Origin of the sequence: Deinococcus proteolyticus MRP (assembly GCF_000190555.1) — a bacterium.
In the GTDB taxonomy this organism is placed as follows: Bacteria; Deinococcota; Deinococci; order Deinococcales; family Deinococcaceae; genus Deinococcus; species Deinococcus proteolyticus.
This window is the reverse complement of the sequence record NC_015161.1, coordinates 1195318-1214636: the sequence shown is the minus strand read 5'-3', so window position 1 is coordinate 1214636 and position 19319 is coordinate 1195318. Positions and strand designations below refer to the sequence as shown.

The 19319-nt window shown below is 65.7% G+C and carries 18 protein-coding genes; 7 read left to right on the top strand and 11 right to left on the bottom strand.

Going from position 1 to position 19319, the window contains the following annotated elements:
- The first annotated feature begins 133 nt into the window (after window positions 1-133).
- Window positions 134-832: a heat shock protein transcriptional repressor HspR, fused homodimer type gene (hspR, locus tag DEIPR_RS05830; RefSeq protein WP_013614911.1), complete on the top strand. Its 699-nt coding sequence runs from the start codon at window positions 134-136 to the stop codon at window positions 830-832.
- Between the two features lie 237 nt (window positions 833-1069).
- On the opposite strand, the gene rocD is transcribed toward hspR, so the two are convergent.
- Window positions 1070-2362: an ornithine--oxo-acid transaminase gene (rocD, locus tag DEIPR_RS05825; RefSeq protein ID WP_013614910.1), complete on the bottom strand. Its 1293-nt coding sequence runs from the start codon at window positions 2360-2362 to the stop codon at window positions 1070-1072.
- A gap of 597 nt (window positions 2363-2959) precedes the next feature.
- Here rocD and cysS point away from each other — a divergent pair.
- Entirely contained in the window at window positions 2960-4429 is a 1470-nt protein-coding gene (gene cysS / locus DEIPR_RS05820; RefSeq protein WP_013614909.1) for a cysteine--tRNA ligase, read from the top strand.
- 149 nt (window positions 4430-4578) lie between these two features.
- Here cysS and DEIPR_RS05815 read toward each other — a convergent pair whose 3' ends face one another.
- Window positions 4579-6618, bottom strand: a complete 2040-nt coding sequence (locus DEIPR_RS05815; RefSeq protein WP_013614908.1) for a thioredoxin domain-containing protein — start codon at window positions 6616-6618, stop codon at window positions 4579-4581.
- A 259-nt stretch (window positions 6619-6877) separates the two neighbouring features.
- Between DEIPR_RS05815 and purM the strand changes: the two genes are divergently transcribed.
- Window positions 6878-7921 (top strand): phosphoribosylformylglycinamidine cyclo-ligase, encoded by a 1044-nt coding sequence (gene purM, locus DEIPR_RS05810; RefSeq protein WP_013614907.1) that lies wholly within the window; start codon window positions 6878-6880, stop codon window positions 7919-7921.
- The gene (locus tag DEIPR_RS05805) at window positions 7911-8642 is read left to right on the top strand and encodes a histidine phosphatase family protein (protein ID WP_245532679.1); all 732 of its coding nucleotides are present in this window, start codon (window positions 7911-7913) and stop codon (window positions 8640-8642) included. The genes purM and DEIPR_RS05805 overlap by 11 nt, the downstream gene beginning before the upstream one ends.
- A gap of 72 nt (window positions 8643-8714) precedes the next feature.
- Here the strand turns inward: DEIPR_RS05805 and hpt are convergent, their stop codons facing one another.
- The 5 genes from hpt to DEIPR_RS05780 form a co-directional block, all read right to left on the bottom strand.
- Window positions 8715-9257 (bottom strand): hypoxanthine phosphoribosyltransferase, encoded by a 543-nt coding sequence (gene hpt / locus DEIPR_RS05800; RefSeq protein ID WP_013614905.1) that lies wholly within the window; start codon window positions 9255-9257, stop codon window positions 8715-8717.
- A 55-nt stretch (window positions 9258-9312) separates the two neighbouring features.
- Window positions 9313-11232, bottom strand: a complete 1920-nt coding sequence (locus tag DEIPR_RS05795) for an ATP-binding protein (RefSeq protein ID WP_041221970.1) — start codon at window positions 11230-11232, stop codon at window positions 9313-9315.
- Window positions 11233-11309: 77 nt separating this feature from the next.
- Window positions 11310-11831, bottom strand: coding sequence for a hypothetical protein (locus DEIPR_RS05790; protein WP_013614903.1), 522 nt, complete (start codon window positions 11829-11831; stop codon window positions 11310-11312).
- A gap of 79 nt (window positions 11832-11910) precedes the next feature.
- Window positions 11911-12507 (bottom strand): recombination mediator RecR, encoded by a 597-nt coding sequence (gene recR, locus DEIPR_RS05785; protein WP_013614902.1) that lies wholly within the window; start codon window positions 12505-12507, stop codon window positions 11911-11913.
- A 181-nt stretch (window positions 12508-12688) separates the two neighbouring features.
- Complete coding sequence (locus tag DEIPR_RS05780; RefSeq protein ID WP_013614901.1) at window positions 12689-12979, bottom strand: YbaB/EbfC family nucleoid-associated protein; 291 nt, start codon at window positions 12977-12979, stop codon at window positions 12689-12691.
- Between the two features lie 270 nt (window positions 12980-13249).
- On the opposite strand from DEIPR_RS05780, the gene infC reads away from it, so the two are divergent.
- Window positions 13250-13894 carry a translation initiation factor IF-3 gene (infC, locus tag DEIPR_RS05775; protein ID WP_041221969.1) on the top strand — a complete coding sequence of 215 codons (645 nt, stop codon included), beginning with the start codon at window positions 13250-13252 and terminating at the stop codon, window positions 13892-13894.
- 220 nt (window positions 13895-14114) lie between these two features.
- Here infC and DEIPR_RS05770 read toward each other — a convergent pair whose 3' ends face one another.
- From DEIPR_RS05770 to prfA, 4 genes are read right to left on the bottom strand one after another with little or no spacing between them, the layout of a single operon-like run.
- On the bottom strand, window positions 14115-14687 hold the full coding sequence (locus tag DEIPR_RS05770) for an endonuclease dU (protein ID WP_013614899.1): 573 nt from the start codon (window positions 14685-14687) through the stop codon (window positions 14115-14117).
- Window positions 14675-15634 carry an RluA family pseudouridine synthase gene (locus DEIPR_RS05765; RefSeq protein WP_013614898.1) on the bottom strand — a complete coding sequence of 320 codons (960 nt, stop codon included), beginning with the start codon at window positions 15632-15634 and terminating at the stop codon, window positions 14675-14677. Before DEIPR_RS05765 ends, DEIPR_RS05770 begins: the two co-directional genes overlap by 13 nt.
- Window position 15635: 1 nt before the next feature.
- Window positions 15636-16124 (bottom strand): NUDIX hydrolase, encoded by a 489-nt coding sequence (locus tag DEIPR_RS05760; RefSeq protein ID WP_013614897.1) that lies wholly within the window; start codon window positions 16122-16124, stop codon window positions 15636-15638.
- Window positions 16111-17244, bottom strand: a complete 1134-nt coding sequence (gene prfA, locus DEIPR_RS05755; RefSeq protein WP_013614896.1) for a peptide chain release factor 1 — start codon at window positions 17242-17244, stop codon at window positions 16111-16113. Before prfA ends, DEIPR_RS05760 begins: the two co-directional genes overlap by 14 nt.
- Window positions 17245-17537: 293 nt before the next feature.
- Between prfA and DEIPR_RS05750 the strand changes: the two genes are divergently transcribed.
- Window positions 17538-17936, top strand: a complete 399-nt coding sequence (locus tag DEIPR_RS05750) for a hypothetical protein (RefSeq protein WP_013614895.1) — start codon at window positions 17538-17540, stop codon at window positions 17934-17936.
- Between the two features lie 345 nt (window positions 17937-18281).
- Window positions 18282-19298, top strand: coding sequence for a GNAT family N-acetyltransferase (locus tag DEIPR_RS05745; protein WP_013614894.1), 1017 nt, complete (start codon window positions 18282-18284; stop codon window positions 19296-19298).
- Window positions 19299-19319 lie beyond the last annotated feature (21 nt).

Genomic DNA, 19319 nt, shown 5'->3' with positions numbered 1-19319 from the left:
TCTGGATGGGTGGCCTGCAGAGACGGACGGCGCATTCTCTCTGCCGAAAGCCGGAGTTGCGTCGCTGAAGTCTCAGCACCTGCATGATAGGGGCATACTCAAGCGTCCTGCACGCCGCGTTATACTGTTTCCTATGCCCGCCGAAGCCAAGAACAAACCTGTGTATGTCATTTCCGTCGCGGCGGAGCTGGTGGACATGCATCCTCAGACCCTGCGGCTGTATGAGCGCAAGGGCCTGATCAAGCCTGGACGCAGCGGCGGCAAGACCCGGCTGTACAGTGAACGCGACATCGAACACCTGCGCGAAATTCGGCGGCTGACCCAGGAACTGGGCGTGAACCTGGCCGGCGTGGAAGAGGTGATGCGGCTGCAACACGAACTGGACGACCTCCAGGGCGAGTTCGAGGCCGAGATTGAGCGTATTGAGGACGAGATTCGCTCTCAGCAGCGCACCAAGGCCCTGCCCGCGCCCGACGACCCCAGGGACCGGCCGGTGTACGTGATTTCTATCGCCGCCGAACTGGTGGACATGCACCCGCAGACCCTGCGGCTGTACGAGCGCAAGGAACTGATTCGCCCGGGCCGCAGCAGCGGCAAGACCCGGCTGTATAGCGAACGCGACATCGAACACCTGCGCGAAATCCGGCGCCTGACCCAGGAGCTGGGCGTGAACCTGGCCGGCGTGGAAGAGATTATGCGGCTGCGCCAGGAGCTGGAAGGCACCCGCTCGCGGATGGAAGGCAATGTGCGCCGAATTCAGCAGGACATCACCGAGCGGATGACCCAGTGGCGCGAGCTGCCGCCGGCAAAGGCAGAGACAGACGGCGAGTAAGGCTGCGCGGCCTGCTGACCCGGGCGGCTCCGGGGACGATGGGGCCTGGCCTGTAGCCCACCGCCAGCTGGCTGCAGGGGGCCACGCCCTTTGCCGGAACGGTGGCCTCTCGGGCGCGGCGCTCTGGAGCAACAAGCCCTGTCACTTCAGGCAGGAGGGACAACCCGCGCCGCAAAAAAGCCGCCAGACACGGTGGCCGGCGGCTTTCTCACAGGGATGTGTCCTCTCAGGGATGTGTCAGATTTGCTCGACGTGGTCGGGGTGGTTTACTTCCTGCATCGGCACATCGCCTTCGCCCGCATCCTCGAACTCCTTCAGGGTTTCGAGGATGATATTGACGCCTTTCATCAGGTCTTCTTCGCTGATGACCAGCGGCGGCGCGAAGCGGATGATGTTGCCGTGGGTCGGCTTGGCGAGCAGGCCGCGCTCGGCCATCCGCACGCAGATGTTCCAGGCGGTTTCGCTTTCCTCGTGGTCGTTCACCACGACGGCGTTCAGCAGGCCCTTGCCGCGCACCAGCTTGGCAATCCGGCTGCCGCTTTCGATGTAGCGGCTGATTTCGGCGCGGAACTTCTGGCCCAGCTCCTCGGCGCGCCCCGCCAGGTTCTCCTCGGTAGCCACGGTCAGGGCCGCCACGGCGACGGCGGCGGCCACCGGGTTACCCCCGAAAGTGGAGCCATGCTGGCCGGGCTTGATCACATTCATCACTTCGTCGTTTGCCAGCACGGCGCTGACCGGGTAGACCCCGCCCGAAATGGCCTTGCCCAGAATCAGGATGTCGGGCTTGACGTCCTCATGGTCCACGGCCAGGCGCTTGCCGGTGCGGCTGATGCCCGTTTGCACCTCGTCGGCAATAAACAGCGCGCCGTGCTGCTCGCACAGCTCCTTGGCACCCTTCAGGTAGCCTTCGCTCGGGACGTACACGCCCGCTTCGCCCTGAATCGGCTCGACGAGGAAGCCTGCCACGTTGCCTTTGTTGGCTTCCAGGGCAGCTTTCAGCGCGTCCAGGTCATCGTAAGCGATGCGGACGAAGCCGTCGGTGTAGGGGCCGTAGGAGCGGCGGGCGTTCTCGTCATTGGAGAACGAGATGATGGTGGTGGTGCGTCCGTGGAAGTTGTTCTCGCACACGATGATTTGGGCCTGGTTTTCGGGGATGCCTTTCACTTCGTAGGCCCATTTGCGGGCCAGCTTGATGGCGGTTTCTACGGCCTCCGCGCCAGTGTTCATCGGCAGCACCTTGTCGAAGCCGAAATACTCACAGATGAACTTCTCGTAGGGGCCGAGCTTGTCGTTGTAAAACGCGCGGCTGGTCAGGGTCAGGGTCTGGGCCTGCTCGACCATTGCGCCCACGATTTTGGGGTGGCAGTGGCCCTGGTTCACGGCCGAGTAGGCGCTCAGGAAGTCGAAGTACTCTTTGCCGTCACTGTCCCACACCTTGGCCCCCTGGCCGCGCGAGAGGACCACCGGCAGGGGGTGGTAGTTGTGAGCTCCGTACTGGTCTTCGAGGGCGATGAAGTCTTGCTGGTTCATGGGTGTCTCCTTGAGGATACCGGCGGCAGGCGCAGCAGTGCAGCCACACCGCCCGGACAGGGTGGATTGGAAAACTTGCGCCGCTCAGCATAGCGTGCAGCTGACGGGAAGGCGGAAAGGGCCACAGGGCTGACGGGGGCACCAGGTTCAGGCCAAGCGAGCACCCGAACAATGGATACAGTATTTATAAACATACGCAAAGCGTCAAGGGCTTGGAGGGTGGGGAGTGTCTCTGCCGTAAGAACTGGGATGGAGGTGTGGCGCATTTAAACATAGAAAGGGCTGGAGATAGAAGATGATGGCGTCCGGCCACAGCAAAGGATGGCCATGACGGCGTATTGCAAGTTTATCCTACAAATTGCATATTTCCTCCTTGTGAACAGGTTCCCTGCATTGGTCTGTCTTGCGCTAGACTGCCTCCATGAACGCCCTGTGTTGCCCCTGAATGCGGTCAGCCCCATGCCTGCGCCGCGCCTCCTTCCCTTGCCGGAACGTGGCGCGGAGTTTTTTTTGAGCCGGGCCTGTTTGCAGGCACCGGCAAGAATGCCCACCTCGGCCCCCCGGACTCTCCGGTCCTTGGACGAAAGAAGGAACCCCATGCCAGACGTCAAAACCCCTGATCTCAACATCCACCTCTACGACACCATGCAGCGCCAGAAAGTGCGTTTCGAGCCGAGTACGCCCGGCCATGTCGGGATGTACCTCTGCGGCCCGACCGTCTACAGCGACGCGCACCTCGGGCACGCCAAGAAGGAAGTCGCCTTCGACGTGATTCGCCGCACTTTTCTGCACTTCGGGTACAAGGTGCGCTACGTCGCCAACATCACTGACGTGGGCCACCTGCAAAACGATTCGGACGACGGCGAAGACAAGATGCTCGCCCGCGCCCGCCTGGAGCAGCTCGAACCGATGGAAGTGGCCGACAAGTATTTCTGGTCGTTTTTCAAGGACATGGACGCGCTGAACGTTCTACGTCCCTCTATCAACCCCCGCGCCACTGGGCACATTCAGGAGCAAATCAAACTGATCGAAGAACTCATCGAAAAGGGACACGCCTACGAGTCGAATGGCAGCGTCTATTTCGACGTGCGGAGCTGGCCCGAGTACGGCAAGCTCTCAGGTCGCAAGCTCGACGACCAGGAGGAAGGCACCCGCGAAGCCGTGCGCGAGGAAAAACGCGACCCCCGCGACTTTGCGCTGTGGAAAAATGCCGAACCCGAGCACATCATGCGTTGGGACTCGCCTTGGGGCGTCGGGTTTCCGGGCTGGCACATCGAATGCTCCGCGATGAGCCTCAAATATCTGGGCGAAGGCTTCGACATTCACGGCGGCGGCCTCGACCTGCAATTCCCCCACCATGAGGCCGAAATCGCGCAGGCGGAGGCGGCAGGGCATCACTTCGCCCGCTACTGGATGCACAACAACATGCTGACCATCGGCGGCGAAAAGATGTCCAAGAGCAAGGGCAATTTCACGACCATTCAGGACATCCTGCAAAGGTACGACCCGATGGTGGTGCGCTTCCTGCTGGTCTCCAGCCACTACCGCAGCGTGACCGAGATGAACGACGAGGCCTTTGCGAGTGCGGCCAACGGCTACCGCCGCCTGGTGGACACCCTGGCGGAAATCGAGCGCCGCCTGAACGATGCACCCGCAGGCGCAGACGCGGCGCTAGACGCCAAAATCGCCGCCCGCGTACAGGAATTCGAGGACGCCATGCGCGACGACTTCAACACGCCCAAAGCGGTGGCCGCGCTTTACGGGCTGACCACCGAGATGAACACGGCACTCAATGCGGGTGCGGTGGGCCGTGAGACGCTGGAGCAGGCGCGGAACGCCTACCGCACGCTCGGCGGCGACGTGCTCGGCCTCTTCGCGGGGAATGGGCAGGCCGCCACGCAGGACGACGCCCCGGTGGTGGACAGGCTAATGGAAATTGTCCTGAAAGCCCGCCAAAACTACCGCCTGCAAAAGCAGTACGCCGAAGCCGACGAACTGCGCGACACGCTCGGCGCGGTGGGCATTACGGTGGAGGATACGAAGGATGGGGCGCGGTGGAAACGCTGAGGGCGTGACGGTGCTGATGGCTCCGCTGCCCTGATGGTGGCTGGCTTTCCTGGCTAAAAGGCTAGAAGTCAAAAGGGCTAAGGGTCTAAGGGTTGCAGTGCTGTAACCTTTAGACCCTTAGCCTCTTAGACCTGCCATCCGTTATCAGCTCACAACGCCGCCAACTGCGCCGCCAGCGCTTCTGCGTCCTGCGTGGGCAACTGGCAGGCGCGGTTCACGCATAGGTACGCGGTGCCGCCGCCCTCACGGTGTTCCAGCACGGGTAGACCTGCGGGAGTCGGGGCGGGAGCCAGGGCCACATAGGGCAGCAGAAAGCGGGCGGCGGCGGCTTCTAAGGGAGCGCGTTCTTCCGCACTGCCGATGATGGCGAGTTCGGTGTGCGGTGCTCTCAGCATGGCGGCAGCTTGCCACAGTCCGCCCATGCCGTGCGGGGCCTGCACCATATCGGCCAGGTGGCTGCTGACGGTGCGGTGGGCCAGGGCCTGTGCCTGAGGGTCGCCGTAGTAGCGGTCTATCCACAGGGCCAGCAGTGCCGCCGCCGCATTGTCGCTGATGATGGCCGAGTCGAAGGCGCTGCTCTGGCGGGTGAGCAGGGCCTCGGCCTTGCCGCCGCTGGAGCGGAACAGGCCCGCCGCGTCATCCCAGAAGTCGCGCTGCACCACAGTCCACAGCTCCCGCGCCCACGTCAGATACTCCAGCTCGCCGCTCGCCTGATACAGGGCGACTAGGCCCAGCCCGTACAGCGCGTGGTCTTCCAGCAGGCCCTCCACACTCGGCGCGTGACCGTCCAGCCAGGTGTGCCACAGCGTGCCGTCAGGTTGGCGCATGGTTTCGCGTACCCAGGCGGCGTTCTGGCGGGCCAGCTCCAGCCAGTGCGGTTCGCCCAGGATACGGGACGCGTCGGCCAGCGCGGCCAGCACCAGACCGTTCCACGAGGTGAGCACCTTGTCGTCGCGGTGGGGTTGGGGGCGCTCCTCGCGGGCGGTCAGCAGGCGGGCACGCAACTCAGGCAGGCGGCTGCGTTGCTCGGGGGTCAGCTCGCCTACCCTGGAAAGTACCGTGCGGCGGCCTGCGTCGCGGCGGTGTGGGTCCTCGAAGTTGCCGCCTTCGGTCACCCCGTAAAAGCGGGCCAGCCACTCGGCATCTTCCGCGCCCAGCACGGCTTGCAGTTCGGCAGGGGTCCAGGTAAAGGTGAGGCCCTCCACGCCCTCGGTGTCGGCATCCTGCGCCGAGTAGAAACTGCCCGAAGGGTGCCGCATTTCCCGCTCCAGATAGCGCAGGGTCTCGCGGGCCGCTTCGGCAAAAGCTGGGTCGCCGCTCACCTGATAGGCGGCCAGCAGGGTGCGGGTGAGTTGCGCGTTGTCGTACAGCATCTTCTCGAAGTGCGGCACCAGCCACTGCGCGTCTACCGAGTAGCGGTGAAAGCCGCCGCCGAGCTGGTCGTAAATGCCGCCCCGTCCCATCTGCCGCAGCGTGTGCAGCGCCATCTGCTGCCCCTGTTCATCGCCCGACTTCAGCAGAAAGTCCAGCGTGGTGGGCGCGGGGAACTTGGGCGCTCCGCCGAAGCCGCCGTGAACGGGGTCAAACACTTGCGGCAGCAGGTCCAGCGGGGCTTGCAGCAGCTCCGCGGGCCACTCCTGCCCGCCCGCGCTGCGCGGCTCGCTCATGGCCTGGATGTGCTCGGTCAGCGCCTGCGCGTTGGCTTCCAGGTCGGCGCGGCGGTTCTGCCAGGCGTCGCTCACGGCGGTCATCACTCGGCGGAAGGATGGCAGGCCCAGGCCCTCGTGTGGCGGATAATAGGTGCCCGCGTGAAAGGGACGGCGCTGGTGGTCCAGAAACACCGTCATCGGCCAGCCGCCCTGGCCTGTCATCGCCTGCGTGGCGGCCATGTAGATGCCGTCCACATCGGGCCGTTCCTCGCGGTCCACCTTGATGTTCACAAAGCGTTCGTTCATCAGCCCTGCCGTCGCCTCATTTTCAAAGGACTCGTGCGCCATCACATGACACCAGTGGCAGGTGCTGTAGCCGATGCTCAGCAGGACCGGCACGCCGCGCCGCTCGGCTTCGGCAAAGGCTTCGTCGCTCCAGGGCCACCAGTGCACCGGGTTGTCGGCGTGCTGGCGCAGGTAGGGGCTGGATTCGGCTCCTAGGCGGTTGTGGCCGCCAGACGCAGGGGTGGCGTTGGTCATGCGGGCAGCATAGGGGAGATGGACGCCGGGAAATGCGGGGACAATGGGGATGTCGGCCCTGACTTTTCCGGGGGAAGTCAGGCGGTTGCAGGTGCAGGGCCACGCAGTGCAGGAGCACGGCGACTCTTTTCCCACGAGTTGACTCTGCCGAGTCCGGTCCGCATGGGTTCACACCGGTGGGGACGCCGCTGCAAAGTGACTTCCACCGCCCGCAGTCAGGGCCGACGCCCGCTTTACTCATCCTTTATGCTGTAGGCCAATGGATGCCAGAAACGAGCAGAGCGCTTACGCCCGCGCCGGCGTGGATATCGACGCCGGCCACCGCGCCGTGGAACTGATGAAAGATGCGGTGGCCCGCACCCACACACCCGCCGTACTGGGCGGCATCGGCGGCTTCGGGGGGCTGTTCAGCCTGAGTGGGCTGAAGGGCATGGAAGACCCGGTGCTGGTGGCCAGTACCGACGGGGTAGGCACCAAAACCAAGGTGGCGGTGCGGACCGGGCGCTTCGGCGGACTGGGCCAGGACATCGTGAACCACTGCGTGAACGACATTCTGGTGCAGGGCGCCCGCCCACTGATTTTTCTGGATTATGTGGCAATGGGCCGGCTCTCGCCCGAGCGGGTGGCCGAGGTCGTGACCGGCGCGGCGACCGCCTGCGAGGCGCTGGGTGTGGCGCTGCTGGGCGGCGAAACGGCCGAAATGCCCGGCGTATATGTGGAAGGCGAACTCGACATCGTGGGCACGATTGTGGGCGCGGTGGACCGACCCAACCTGATTGACGGGCGGCGAATCGAGGCCGGGGACAGCGTGATTGCCCTGCCGAGCAGCGGCCTGCACACCAACGGCTACTCGCTGGCCCGCATGGCGCTGGACGACCTCAATTGGACCGAAGCCCGCGCCGACCTGAACGGCGAGCGGCTGGAAGACCTGCTCACCGTGCCGCACCGCGCTTATCTGAAGGCGTTTGATGCGTTGGAAGCGGCTGGGGTGGACGTGCGCGGCATGGGCCACATCACGGGCGGCGGTCTGGTGGACAATCCGCCCCGCGTGTTCCCGCAGGGCATCGGTATGCAGGTGGACCTGAGCAGCTGGACGGTGCCGCCGGTGTTTGAACTGATTGTGCAGCGGGCCGGAGTGGAGCGCCGCGAGGCGTTCCGTGCCCTGAACATGGGCGTGGGCTTCCTGTTTATCGTGCCGGCGGCGCAGCGGGAAGAGGCCCTGGCTGCCCTGCGTGGGGCCGGCGAGCAGCCCTGGGTCATCGGGGAAATGGTGAAGGGACAGGGCGTGACCCTTGGAGAATAAGTTGGACGGCAGGGCGCCGCGGGCTCCTTTTGGCTTTCAGCTGCCCGGCGGTGCCGCCGCCGAATTCTGGGTGGTGCGGCACGGCGAGAGCAGCTGGAACGCCTCGGGCCGCTATCAGGGCCAGACCGATGTGCCCCTCAGCCCGCTGGGCGAGCAGCAGGTGGCGGCGCTGGCCCAGCGGCTGGCGGGCCGGCAGTTTGCGGCCGTGTATTCCAGCGACCTGGAGCGGGCCCGCGTCACGGCCCAGGAGCTGGCCGCCGCGCTGGACGGAGCGCCACCCGTGCAGCTGGAACCGGGCCTGCGCGAGATTCAGGTGGGTGAACTGGCGGGCCTGACTTCTGCGGAAATCGCCCGGCAGTTTCCCGAGTACCTGGCCGACCTGCGCCGCGACCCCTGGTCCACCTGCCGGCCCGGCGGCGAAAGCATGCGCGACCTGTTCGTGCGCAGCCGCAGGGTGTTCGATGCCCTGCGTGAGCGGCATCCTGGCGGGCGCATTCTGGTCGTGACCCACGGTGGCCTGGTGCGGGTGGCCGTGGGGCTGGCGCTGGGAGAGGAGGCCGGGCGTCAGGTCTGGTCGCGGCTGTCGGTGGCCAACGCTTCTCTTACCCGCGTCATCCTGGCCGACGGACACGGCACGCTCCTGGGCTTCAACGACGACGCCCACCTTGAGGGTCTGCTGGAAACGCGTGACAGCCGTGGGCCGGCCGGTCCGGTCACCTGAGGCACCGGCAGAAGTAGCCCCGCCACTTTATTCCTGGCGGGGCTGCTCTGTACGGGGCGCCGTAGGGCGGCGTTACTCGTCGCTGCCCGGTTCTTCCGAGGTGATGAAGGGCAGGTTGCGGTCCAGTTGGGCGCGGTCCAGCCCGAAGCCGTATACGTAGGCGTTGGGAATGGTGAATCCCAGATAATCGATGGTGATTTCGGCCTTGCGGCGCGAGGGTTTGGACAGTAGCGAGGCGATGCGCAGAGAAGAGGGATGGCGGCCTTCGAGGTACTGCATCAGGTACTTGAGGGTCAGGCCCGTGTCCACGATGTCTTCCACCACAATCACGTCGCGGTCCTTGATAGGGAACTGCAGGTCTTTGACCAGCTTGACCTCGCCGGTGGATTCCTGGGCGTCGCCGTACGAGCTGGCCTGCAGGAAATCTACCGTGACCGGCATCTGAATGGCGCGGACCAGGTCGGCGAAAAAGGGAAACGCACCGTTAAGAACGCAAATCAGGTGAGGCACGCGGCCCGCGTGATCGGCCTCGATTTTGCGGGCCAGTTCCTGAATGCGGGCCTGAATTTCTTCGGTGGTGATTTGAACGGGACCTTGCCCCGGCTGATGACTCATGGCGACAGCTTAACACCCGCTTTAGCTTTGGGGGATAGGCCAGGTCCCGGCCGGCTCAGCTCTGCCCACGTCCCGGCAGCTGGTAGGCGGCGCTGCGGCCCCCGCCCGTGCGTTCCAGGTGGCCGCTCTGCACCAGGCCGCGCAGCACCCGCCACGCCTGCGGCTGCGTCAGGCCACAGGCTCCCCGCAGGTCGGCGTTGCAGACGGCACCCTTTTCGCGGGCCAGGGCCAGTGCGATAGCGCGGATCTCGGCGCGGCTGGGGCCATGCAGGTGCGCGGCGTCCCTGCTCGTAAGGGCTGCGGGAGGCTGCGTCAGGTCAGAGCGGGGAGCAGGGGGCATGGTGGCCTGACGCGGTGCTTGTTCCTCCTGCTCCGCAGCAGTTGGAATCTCGCCCACTGGCAGCTGGCTGGCCGGCCGCAGCTGCACTGCGGTGGCCGGTAGTGACTTGCCCCAGCCGCCGGACCACAGGTTGGGGCCGCTGGGCACGGCAGGGGCAGCCACCGGGACAGGCGCCGGCGCCTGCATGGCCTGCCGCAGATTGGCCCGCTGCAAGGCTTCCCGCGCTTCCTCGCCCAGCAGGTAGGCGATGCCGCGCCCCACGCCCGCCCGCTCAATCAGCCCGATGTCTTCCATCTGGCGCAGCAGCCGTGGGGTGCGGTCCTCGGCCAGTTGCAGGGCGCGGGCCAGCTCGGCGCGGGTGGCCTCGCCCTCGCGGGCCAGCACGCTCAGCACAATCAGCATGTCGAGCGACAGGGTTTGCAGTTCTTCCTGCTTGCGGGCCACGAACCGCACGAACTCGGCGTCGAACCCCATCGAGTGCAGGCTGAGTTCGACGGCGTCGGGATAGGTGGTGAACTCCGGTGGCTCCTTGCCGTGCCGCAGCATCAGGCCAAACATCTTGTCCACACCCACGCCCGCTTGCTCAATCAGGCCCAGACGGGCCAGCACTTCGGCCAGCAGCGGATTGCGGCGCTTGGGCTGGTGCCGCAGGATGTTGCCCGGCGTGATGCCCCCAGGCAGGCCCCCAGGATTGAGAATGTCGAGGCGATTGGGGTACAGATGCACATGCACCGCGTCCCGCGACTGGTAATCGCGGTGGGTGAGCGCGTTGAGCAGCGCCTCGCGGTACACGGTTTCGTCCTGCTCCCAGACCTCAATGCGGAACAGCCCCACCTGCACCGGCGTAAAGCGGTTGCGGGCCTGAATCAGCTCTGCCAGGCGGCTCAGGGTCGCGGGGATAGGCCGCAGCAGGTCTTCGCGGAAATGGAACTCCACATCCAGCGTCTGGTGATGGTAAAAGCACACTTCGGCCTGCGGAATGTGCGCCCGAATGGCGGCAGGTGTGCCTGCCAGCAGGATGCCCGCCAGATTGGGCCGCAGCGCCCCGCCACTCGGCGCGATGAGGCCCAGCTCCCGCAGGAAATCAATATCGGGCAGGCCCGCAATGGGGGCGGCCCGCTGGCCCCCACTGCGCTCGGCAAACAGGCGCAGGCGGCCCACCTCGGCAGGGTCCAGGTCCGCTAGCGAGGCATCGGGCGGGATGGTGGCGGTGTAGTCGGCGTCGGCCACAGGCTCGGCTTCGGCCTGCGACACCGGCACCAGATGCTGACCGTCCCAGGCCAGCACCGCGCCGCTGGGGTCCGACAGCACATAGGGCGCACGCGGCACGAACACCGAGAGCACTTCGCGGCCACCGGGCTGGCGGTGGCTCTGCACATTCACGCTCAGCCGCCCGCCCGACAGCTCGAAGATGGCGTGCGTGAGCATCAGCGGGTGCAGGTCCTGCACTCCTTCTTCGCCCTCGCTGCCCACACCTACCAGAATGGTGCCGCCCCGCGCATTCGCCAGGCCCACGGCGTAGCGGGCCAGTTCCTCGGGGAGCACCGAGGCGCCCAGGTGAATGCATTCGGGACCCGGTGGGGGCGCGGCACCCAGCGGGGAAAGGGCAGAGGGGGGAGAAGCGGCGTCCGTCACTCGGCACAGTGTAGCCTCTGCTGCGCCGCCCCTGCCGCGTGGCCCTCCTGCCCGGCGGCTGTGGGCAGCGCTCGGTGTCAGTAAGTGGCGACCGGCTCCAGAATCGCGTGTTCCAAGCGCTGGGCAGCCAGGCTGCGCTCCTTGAGGCTGGAACGGTGGCTGCGGACAAGGTCGGTCAGGGCCAGCAGGTGGTGCAGGCGCTGGTCACAGCGGGCGGCCCCCACCGCTTCCGGGCACAGCGGCTCCACGGCGAATCCTTCGGCGTCGCCTTCTTCGGTCGGCCAGACCAGCGGCGAGGCTTCGGTACCGGGCAGAGGAGCCACGGAACACCCGGTCGCCACTCCCCGCACCACCTGCTCGTCTCGCTGCGGCGCCGGCAGAAAGTACGGCACTCCTTTGACCAGCACGTTGACCAGCGCTGCACGGACGGGGGCAGAGCTCCCGCTGCGCAGCAGCCGTGCATCGGTCAGGTGGGCGTAGGCCTGCTGCACCTGCGCCTGGCTCAGTCCCAGCGTTTTGCCCAGCAAGGCGTACGAATGGGTCGGAGCGTCTTCCTGAAGCAGTTTGAGGGCCACCAGCAAATCCTGCGCGCTTAACATGCATTTAATTTATTGACATAATGTCATCATGTTGCCAGCTGCTCGGGTTGGAACGGTTCACCGCCGGCCCCAGGCTGGCTCAGCCGCGAATTTTCTGCCGTCCCAGCAGGGCGCGGCCCAGAGTGACCTCGTCGGCATATTCAAGCGCCGAGCCTACCTGCAACCCGTAGGCGATGCGGCTGACTTCTGCGCCCAGCGGCTCCAGCAAGCGCTGCAGGTACAGGGCGGTGGCGTCTCCTTCTACCGTGGTGCCGGTGGCCAAAATCACTTCCAGCCCCTCGCGGGCACGCGGCAGCAGCTCCTTGATGTGCAGCTGTTCGGGGCCCACGCCGTTCATCGGGCTCAGGACGCCGTGCAGCACGTGGTACAGCCCCTGATACTCGCCGCTGCGTTCCAGCGCAATCACGTCGCCGGGTTCCTCGACCACGCAAATGAGGTTCTGGTCCCGGCTGGGGTCGCTGCACACGTCACACAGTTCCGCGTCGGTGATGTTGAAGCACACCGGACAGGTGTGCAGCTCCGACTTGGCGGCCAGCAGCGCCGCCGAGAGCCGCTCGATATCTTCTGCTGGTTGCTCGAACAGGTGGAAGGCCAGCCGCTGCGCACTCTTGGGCCCGATGCCGGGCAGGCGTGACAGTTCACGAATCAGGGCGACCAGACTGGGGGGATATTTCACCGGAACAGGGTAGCGCCTGATGGCTGGGCAGATGGTTGCCGGCAGAAGGTTGCTGACGTCGGACCTTGCGGCCTGATAGCGTAGGGCGAAGGGCCCGGGGGACGGTCAGGCTCCAGCCCACACCACTCAGCAACCGAAAAGCCCCCGCCGCGTGGGCAGGGGCTGGGGGCAGGTCCGGGCCTCAGAAACCGGGAATGGACAGGCCGCGGGTGGCTTCCTGTTGCAGGTCGTCCACCTGACCGGCGGCGTCTTGAATGGCGGCCAGAATCAGGTCTTCCAGCGCTTCCACGTCGTCGCCGTCCACGGCCTGCGGGTCGATCTTGAGGCTCTGCACTTTGCCGTGGCCGTTCATGGTCACGCGGACCAGGCCGCTGGCGGTGCCTTCCACCGTCTTGGCGGCCAGGTCCTCCTGGATGCGGTTGGCGGCGCTCTGGGCTTGCTGCATTTGCTTCATCAGACGTTTCATGTCCATGCCAGGCAGTTTAGAGCACTGGACCTTACCGCGGCTTCCAGCGGTGGCTGCGGCGCCCCTTCTTTTTCCCGTACCTGCCCTGGAGCATGTCATGGAGCCGCAAATGGGCCGTGCTAAACTGAACTTCAGTCGCCCCGCCTGAACGGCAGTGCGGGACGCGTGGCGAACGGGCCACAGTATTTACAGTATTTCAGGCCACACACGGCCGAACATAGCCGCTGCTCCTGCGCACCTGTGCCCGCGAGTACAGCGCAGAAGCGGCGTGCGGAGGTGATAGCTATAGCGAAAGATCATAAGGTCAACGAGCAGATTAGGGTCCGTCAGATTCGCCTGATTGGGGCGGATGGAGAGCAGGTCGGAATCATTGATACCAGGGACGCCCTGCGCATGGCGCGGGAAAAGAATCTGGATCTGGTGATGGTCAGCCCGCAGGCTGTGCCGCCGGTCTGCAAACTGCTCGACTATGGCCGCTTCCGCTACGAGCAGCAGCAGAACGAAAAGGAAAACCGCAAGCGGGCCCGCTCGCAGGAAGTCAAGTCGATCAAGTACCGCGTCAAGATCGACGACAACGACTTCAAGACCAAGACCAATCACGTGCGCCGCTTCCTGGAAGCCGGCCACAAGGTCAAGGTCACCATCATGTTCCGCGGCCGTGAACGCACCCACCCTGAGCTGGGTGAGCGCATCCTGGTGCGCGTGGCCGAGACGCTGCAGGATATTGGCGCGCCCGAGAGCAAGCCCAGCATGATGGGCATGGATATGAACATGGTGATGGCTCCCAAGCCCGGCGCAGTCAAGAAGAACGTGAAGGCCGAGGACATCGAAGCCATCGAGGCTGAAGAAGCCGCTGCAGACGCTGCCGAGGCCCAGGCTACTCCTGAAGCCGAAACCGAAGCGGCCAGCGCCAACGCCTAAGCCCGAACGCTTAAGCCCGAGAGTGGCGAATAAGGCCCCTGCCTCACGGTGGGGGTTTTTGACGTCGCAGACACGGGGAAGCTAGCGCCTTCCACCCCCCACCCAGCCTCCCCCACAAGTGGGCAGAGGTTAAAAGCATCGTTCAGGACACGTCTTTTTCTGATTGACATTGAGTGTCTAAGCTGGAGGGTCGCCCCCGTCCTTTATCCCGTCAAATGCTTCAGACCCGCTGCCGAGTGCTGCGCCCCTGCGCCACACCGCCCGCAATCAGGTGAGCGGCCCGCAGCGGTTCGGGGACGCGGCCTGTGACGGTCAGCGCCGTGAGGGCCGCCTGTGAGTCGTTCAGGCTGAGGCCCACGCGCTGCACCCACACGCCACCGCAGGGTTCCATTTCCCCTGCTCGCTGGATTAGCCGCCACTTGCGCTCACCGCCGGGTACCTGCTCCAGCAGCGCGGCGCGGATGCGGGTCAGGTCAGGTGGGCGGCGGGCCACCACCAGCACGGGGAGGCCTGTCTCCCTATGTAGCGTGTGAAGATCCACCACGTTGAACCCCGCCAGCGCGATGCCTTGCAGCAGAATCAGGCCCAGGTGGTCCCCACCGTAGCCTGCCACCAGGCGGGTCAGTTCGCAGGTGCTGTTCTGCCCATCACGCCGCACCTGCCCGCTGACCACCCCGTGCAGGGTGCGCCCGCTGTGGCTGGCCCCTATGACCCGCACATTTCCCCTGTGGCTGCGGTCAAATGGCGCGTCGTCAAAGCCGATGGCATGGTGCAGGCGTATCAGCGGAGCAATTCGGTGGGTAAGTGCCCGCCCAGTGCCACCCAGGCATCCAGCAGGTCATCGGGCGGGGGAGCGGTCAGGTGCAGCGGCTCTTGGGTCACCGGATGGGGAAGGGTCAGTTGCCAGGCGTGCAGGGCCTGACGCGGCATGGCCTGACTCTCGCGGCCATAGACCGCATCGCCCACGATAGGACTGCCTAAGTGCGCCAGGTGTACTCGAATCTGGTGGGTGCGCCCTGTACGCGGCTCGCAGCGGACCAGTGCCAGCGTGCGCCCGTGCCCGTCCGGGTGGTGGCTGAGTGGTACGAAGCGGGTCTGCGCGTCGCGGGGGTTCGCGCCGCCCACAGTCATCTTTTGGCGCTGTACGGGATGGCGACCTATCGGGGCATCCACCTTGGCTGGCGTCTGGGCTTTCCACTCGCCTGCCGCAATCGCCAGGTACACCTTTTGCGTTTCGCGGGCTTTGAAACTGGCGCTGAGGGCCGCGTGGGCCTGCACCGTTTTCGCCACCACAATCACGCCGCTGGTGTCCTTGTCGAGCCGGTGCACGATGCCAGGGCGGTAGCCTGCAGGGCTGTCATGGTCGGACTGCTGCGGGAGTTCTAGGCGGCCCAGCAGCGCATTGACCAGCGTGCCGCTGACCACGCCTGGCGCGGGGTGGGTGACCATGCCTGGGGGCTTATTCACGGCAATCAGGGCGTCGTCCTCGTACAGCACGTCCAGCGGCACCTGCTCGGGCTGCACGCTAAGGTCGGCGGGCGGCGGGGGAGAGATGTGCAGCGCTTCCCCGCCGCGCAGCTTGTGGCTGGCTTTGGTGGCGGCTTTGCCCTCCACTTCCACTCTGCCCGCGGCAATCCACAGCGCCACCTGTGAGCGGCTCTCGCCGGTCAGCTCGGCGGCGACGGCGTCCAGGCGGCCTGCGGTAGCGGTGTAGGTCTGGGTTTGCTGCGGCTCAGTCACATCAACCTTTCAGCGCCGGAATCCGCAGGCCGCCGCGCCCGTCCCAGCCCTTGAAGGCGTAGAAGCGGCCCGGTTCCCCGGTGCGTAGGTAGTCCAGCAGTGGCTCCCGCATCGGCGGTGAGTCGAGGCGCTCGCCCGCATCCTCGGGGGTGCAGAAGCGGGCCTCGGTGATAAAGCCGTCGGGGTCGCTCGGGTTCAGCAGGCCCTCCCAGGTGGCCTCGAACGCCACCGCAATCGCCCGCTCGCCGCGCCGCTCGTCCTCGATGTGCACGGTGTAGACCATGTGCGCGATGCCGGTCAGCTTGAGGCCCGTCTCCTCCCAGATTTCGCGGTAGAGGGCTTCCAGCAGCGTTTCGCCCGGTTCCACCACGCCGCCGGGCAGCGTGTAGCGCACGCGGCCCTGGCCCTGCCAGTCGTTGCCTACCAGCAGCACCCGGCCGAAGCGGTCGCGCAGGATTCCGGCGGCCACCAGCAGGTCACGCCGAGGCACGCTGGGCGCTCCTGTCTGCCCCGGCGTCTGCGCCTGTCCCCTCGGCCATGTCCAGCAGTTGCTGTTCGCGCTGCTGACGGGCCAGGGCACCCACCAGTTCTTCCAACCTTCCGCCGATAACTGTTTCCAGCGGGAAATTCTTGGTTTCGCCTTCCAGCCGGTGGTCGGTCACGCGGTTTTGGGGATAGTTGTAGGTGCGGACCTTTTCTGAGCGGTCGCCGCTGCCAATCTGGCTGGAGCGGGCTTCGCGTTCGCTGGCCTGCTGCTTTTCACGCTCGCGCTCGGCCAGGCGGGAGGCCAGAATCATCAGCGCCTTTTCGCGGTTCTTGATCTGGCTGCGGCCATCTTGGCAGACCACCATGATTTCGTCGGGGGTGCCGGCGCGGTAGGTGGCGCGCACCGCCGAGTCGGTGGTGTTCACGCTCTGGCCGCCCGCGCCCTGTGAGCGGAACACGTCAATGCGCACTTCGCTCAGGTCCAGCTGCACCTCGCTCTGCTCTACCTGCGGCAGCACCGCCACTGTCACCGTGCTGGTGTGGATGCGGCCCTGCGACTCGGTGGCCGGCACGCGCTGCACACGGTGGACACCGCTTTCCCACTTCAGGGTGCGGTAGGCGAATTCGCCCGTGACCTCCGCCACCACCTTGGCAAAGCCGCCCAGGTCGCTCTCGTTGCTGTCCAGCACTTCCAGGCGCAGACCAGCGCTTTCGGCGTAGCGGCTGTACATCCGCAGCAGGTCGGCGGCGAACAGGGCAGCCTCGGCCCCGCCTGCCCCGGAGCGGATTTCCAGCACCGCGTCGTTCGGGTCCAGTGGGTCGGTGGGCAAAAGCAGCACCTCCAGCTCGCTTTCCACTTCAGCCAGCCGCGCGCTGATGCGCTCCAGCTCGGCCTGGGCCATTTCGCGCAGCTCGGGATCGGCCAACAGTTCGCGGCTGTCCTGCTGCTCCTGGCCCAGCGTCTCATATTCACGGTACAGCGTGACCAGCGGCGACAGTTCGCGGTGGCGGCGGGTCAGCCGGGTGTATTCGCGGCCACCTTCAGCCAGCACGGCAGGGTCGCCCAGGGCGCGCTCGACCATGCCGAATTCGGACACCAGTTCGGAGAGGCGCGGGCTTAGCATCCTGGCCCCCAGTCGTCCGGTTCACGTTCCGGGCCGGCTCCGGGAAATTGTTGAGAGAAGTACACAGCTTGCATGAGAGACAGTGTACCGGCTGTGTCCATGAGGAACGGGGGAGCAGGGCAGGATACGGCCTGGCCCAAGTCGGGCTGGAGCCGGGGCTAAGGCCAGCGCCGCTGGACTCCACAACTGCTGGCTTTTGCAGCGCCAAGAACTCTCTTGATTTTCTACCTGTCTTACCGTACGGTAAGTAAGTATATTTTCTGGGCCCGCGCTCAGGGCCGGAAGGAGCAAGTATGGACGAATTCATTATTCAGCCGGCGCTGCACCAGGCGGCCGGGGGCCTCACCCTGCTCGCGGCACTGGTCACGGCGGTGCTGACCCTGCTGAGCGCCCGGCGGGGCCAGTTCACCCCGGCAGCGGCCGCCTCCATGATGGCGCTGCAGGTGCTGCTGCTCTTGCAGGCGCTGGTCGGCATCAAGCTGCTGGACCAGGGGATGGGGGTGCTGCAAAAGTACGTGCATTACCTCGGCGGTATCGGCGCGGTGGGCCTGCTGATGCTGTTCTACTGGCTGCCGCTACGGGACGAGGCCGCCCGGGCGCGGTGGGCGGCGGGGCTTACCGTGGCTTCGCTGGCCTTTACGGCCATGACCTTTTTCATCGGCAACTATTACGTGCGGAGCTTGCAGGGGTGAAGCTTGTGCCCGCGAACACCGTTTGCTAAATTGCTCACACTTCGGGCCTGACTGCGGCAAGCAGTCAAATGATGGCCCTGAGACCAAGAGGTGGCGTATGGACAACATCAACATCTACACCCCTGTCCGCGCCACCCAGCCGCAGCCGAGCCTCTAGCTCCTGGCTGCCTCCGGGCTGAAAGAGGGTGGCCTAAGTAGCCGCCCTCTTTCATTAGACTTCTTGCAAAAGTCGCCCATGCATTCCAAATTGGTTTGCTCATACTCGCCCAGCTCGGCAAAAGCGGGGATTCGGGGCGGCCCGAACCCCACTTTCGCAAGAGGTCTATTTGTCTGGAGGCAGACTGTATGTCTACCCAATTTACTGCCGCTGTGATTACCCCTGAAACCATCACTCCCGCGCAGCGCCTGAGCGTGGGGCACCTGCTGGCCGAGCGCTACCGCCGCAGCTGGCCGCAAGAGCCGCCGCTGACGGCTGCTACCGAAGCCGAGAACTTATTTGCGGGACCGCAGAGCGAGTGGTGTGTGAACTGGGCCATCTTTGATGGTGAACAGGCGCTGGCCTGGGCGCAACTGACCGGCAGCCAGGAGCACAACACCCACTGGGCCGCTCTTTACCTGCTCACTCAGCCCGCCGCTGAGGACGCGGGGCACGGCGAGGCGCTCCGGGCCGCGCTGTGGCAAGTTGCCAGAGCCGAAGCGCAGGCGCGGGGCGTAAGCGTGCTGGGGGCCTGGGGCGTGGAAAGTTACCCTGGCTTCCTGCAGTTCCTACGTGGGGCAGGCTTTCGGCAGACCCTCAGCAATTCCACGGTGCGGCTGGAACTGGCCGCCGTTCCTGAGAAGCTGCTAACGGATTGGACGGCCCGCCCCACCGCTGACCCCTATCTGCTGCACCGCTGGACCCGCGTCCCTGACGAGTATCTGGAAAGGATGGCCGACCTGCAAGCGGTCATCAACGACATGCCGAAGGGAGACTCGGAGCTGGGCGAGCTGGTCTACACGCCGCAGCACATTCGCGAGCGTGAGGAGCAGGTCGCACTGGACGGCGAAACCCGTTTCCTGGTCGCGGTAGAGGACACCCGCAGCGGCAAACTGGTCGCCTACAGCGAAACCTACTGGGGACCAGACCGCGCCGCGCTGGTGTACCAGGGAGCGACCGCCGTGCGCCGTGAGAGCCGCCGCCTGGGCCTGGGCCGCTGGGTCAAGGCCGCCATGCTGCTCTGGCTGCGCGAGGCCGCACCGGGAGCCGCCTCCATCAAGACCAACGTGGCCGAGGAAAATGACGCCATGAACGCCCTGAATGTGGCCCTGGGCTTCGTGCCCTACGCGACGGTGAGCGAGTGGGAGGTGCGGCTGACCGAATGACCGCTCCGCCCCGTCACCTCT

What these genes read in the sequence shown, in the direction of transcription:
- purM (WP_013614907.1), top strand. Translation starts at nt 6,878, where the DNA reads ATGGATGCCAGAAACGAGCAGAGCGCTTACGCCCGCGCCGGCGTGGAT.
- cysS (WP_013614909.1), top strand. Translation starts at nt 2,960, where the DNA reads ATGCCAGACGTCAAAACCCCTGATCTCAACATCCACCTCTACGACACC.
- DEIPR_RS05815 (WP_013614908.1), bottom strand. Translation starts at nt 6,618, where the DNA reads ATGACCAACGCCACCCCTGCGTCTGGCGGCCACAACCGCCTAGGAGCC.
- DEIPR_RS05780 (WP_013614901.1), bottom strand. Translation starts at nt 12,979, where the DNA reads ATGGACATGAAACGTCTGATGAAGCAAATGCAGCAAGCCCAGAGCGCC.
- DEIPR_RS05790 (WP_013614903.1), bottom strand. Translation starts at nt 11,831, where the DNA reads ATGTTAAGCGCGCAGGATTTGCTGGTGGCCCTCAAACTGCTTCAGGAA.
- rocD (WP_013614910.1), bottom strand. Translation starts at nt 2,362, where the DNA reads ATGAACCAGCAAGACTTCATCGCCCTCGAAGACCAGTACGGAGCTCAC.
- prfA (WP_013614896.1), bottom strand. Translation starts at nt 17,244, where the DNA reads ATGCTAAGCCCGCGCCTCTCCGAACTGGTGTCCGAATTCGGCATGGTC.
- DEIPR_RS05750 (WP_013614895.1), top strand. Translation starts at nt 17,538, where the DNA reads ATGGACGAATTCATTATTCAGCCGGCGCTGCACCAGGCGGCCGGGGGC.
- hspR (WP_013614911.1), top strand. Translation starts at nt 134, where the DNA reads ATGCCCGCCGAAGCCAAGAACAAACCTGTGTATGTCATTTCCGTCGCG.
- hpt (WP_013614905.1), bottom strand. Translation starts at nt 9,257, where the DNA reads ATGAGTCATCAGCCGGGGCAAGGTCCCGTTCAAATCACCACCGAAGAA.
- DEIPR_RS05745 (WP_013614894.1), top strand. Translation starts at nt 18,282, where the DNA reads ATGTCTACCCAATTTACTGCCGCTGTGATTACCCCTGAAACCATCACT.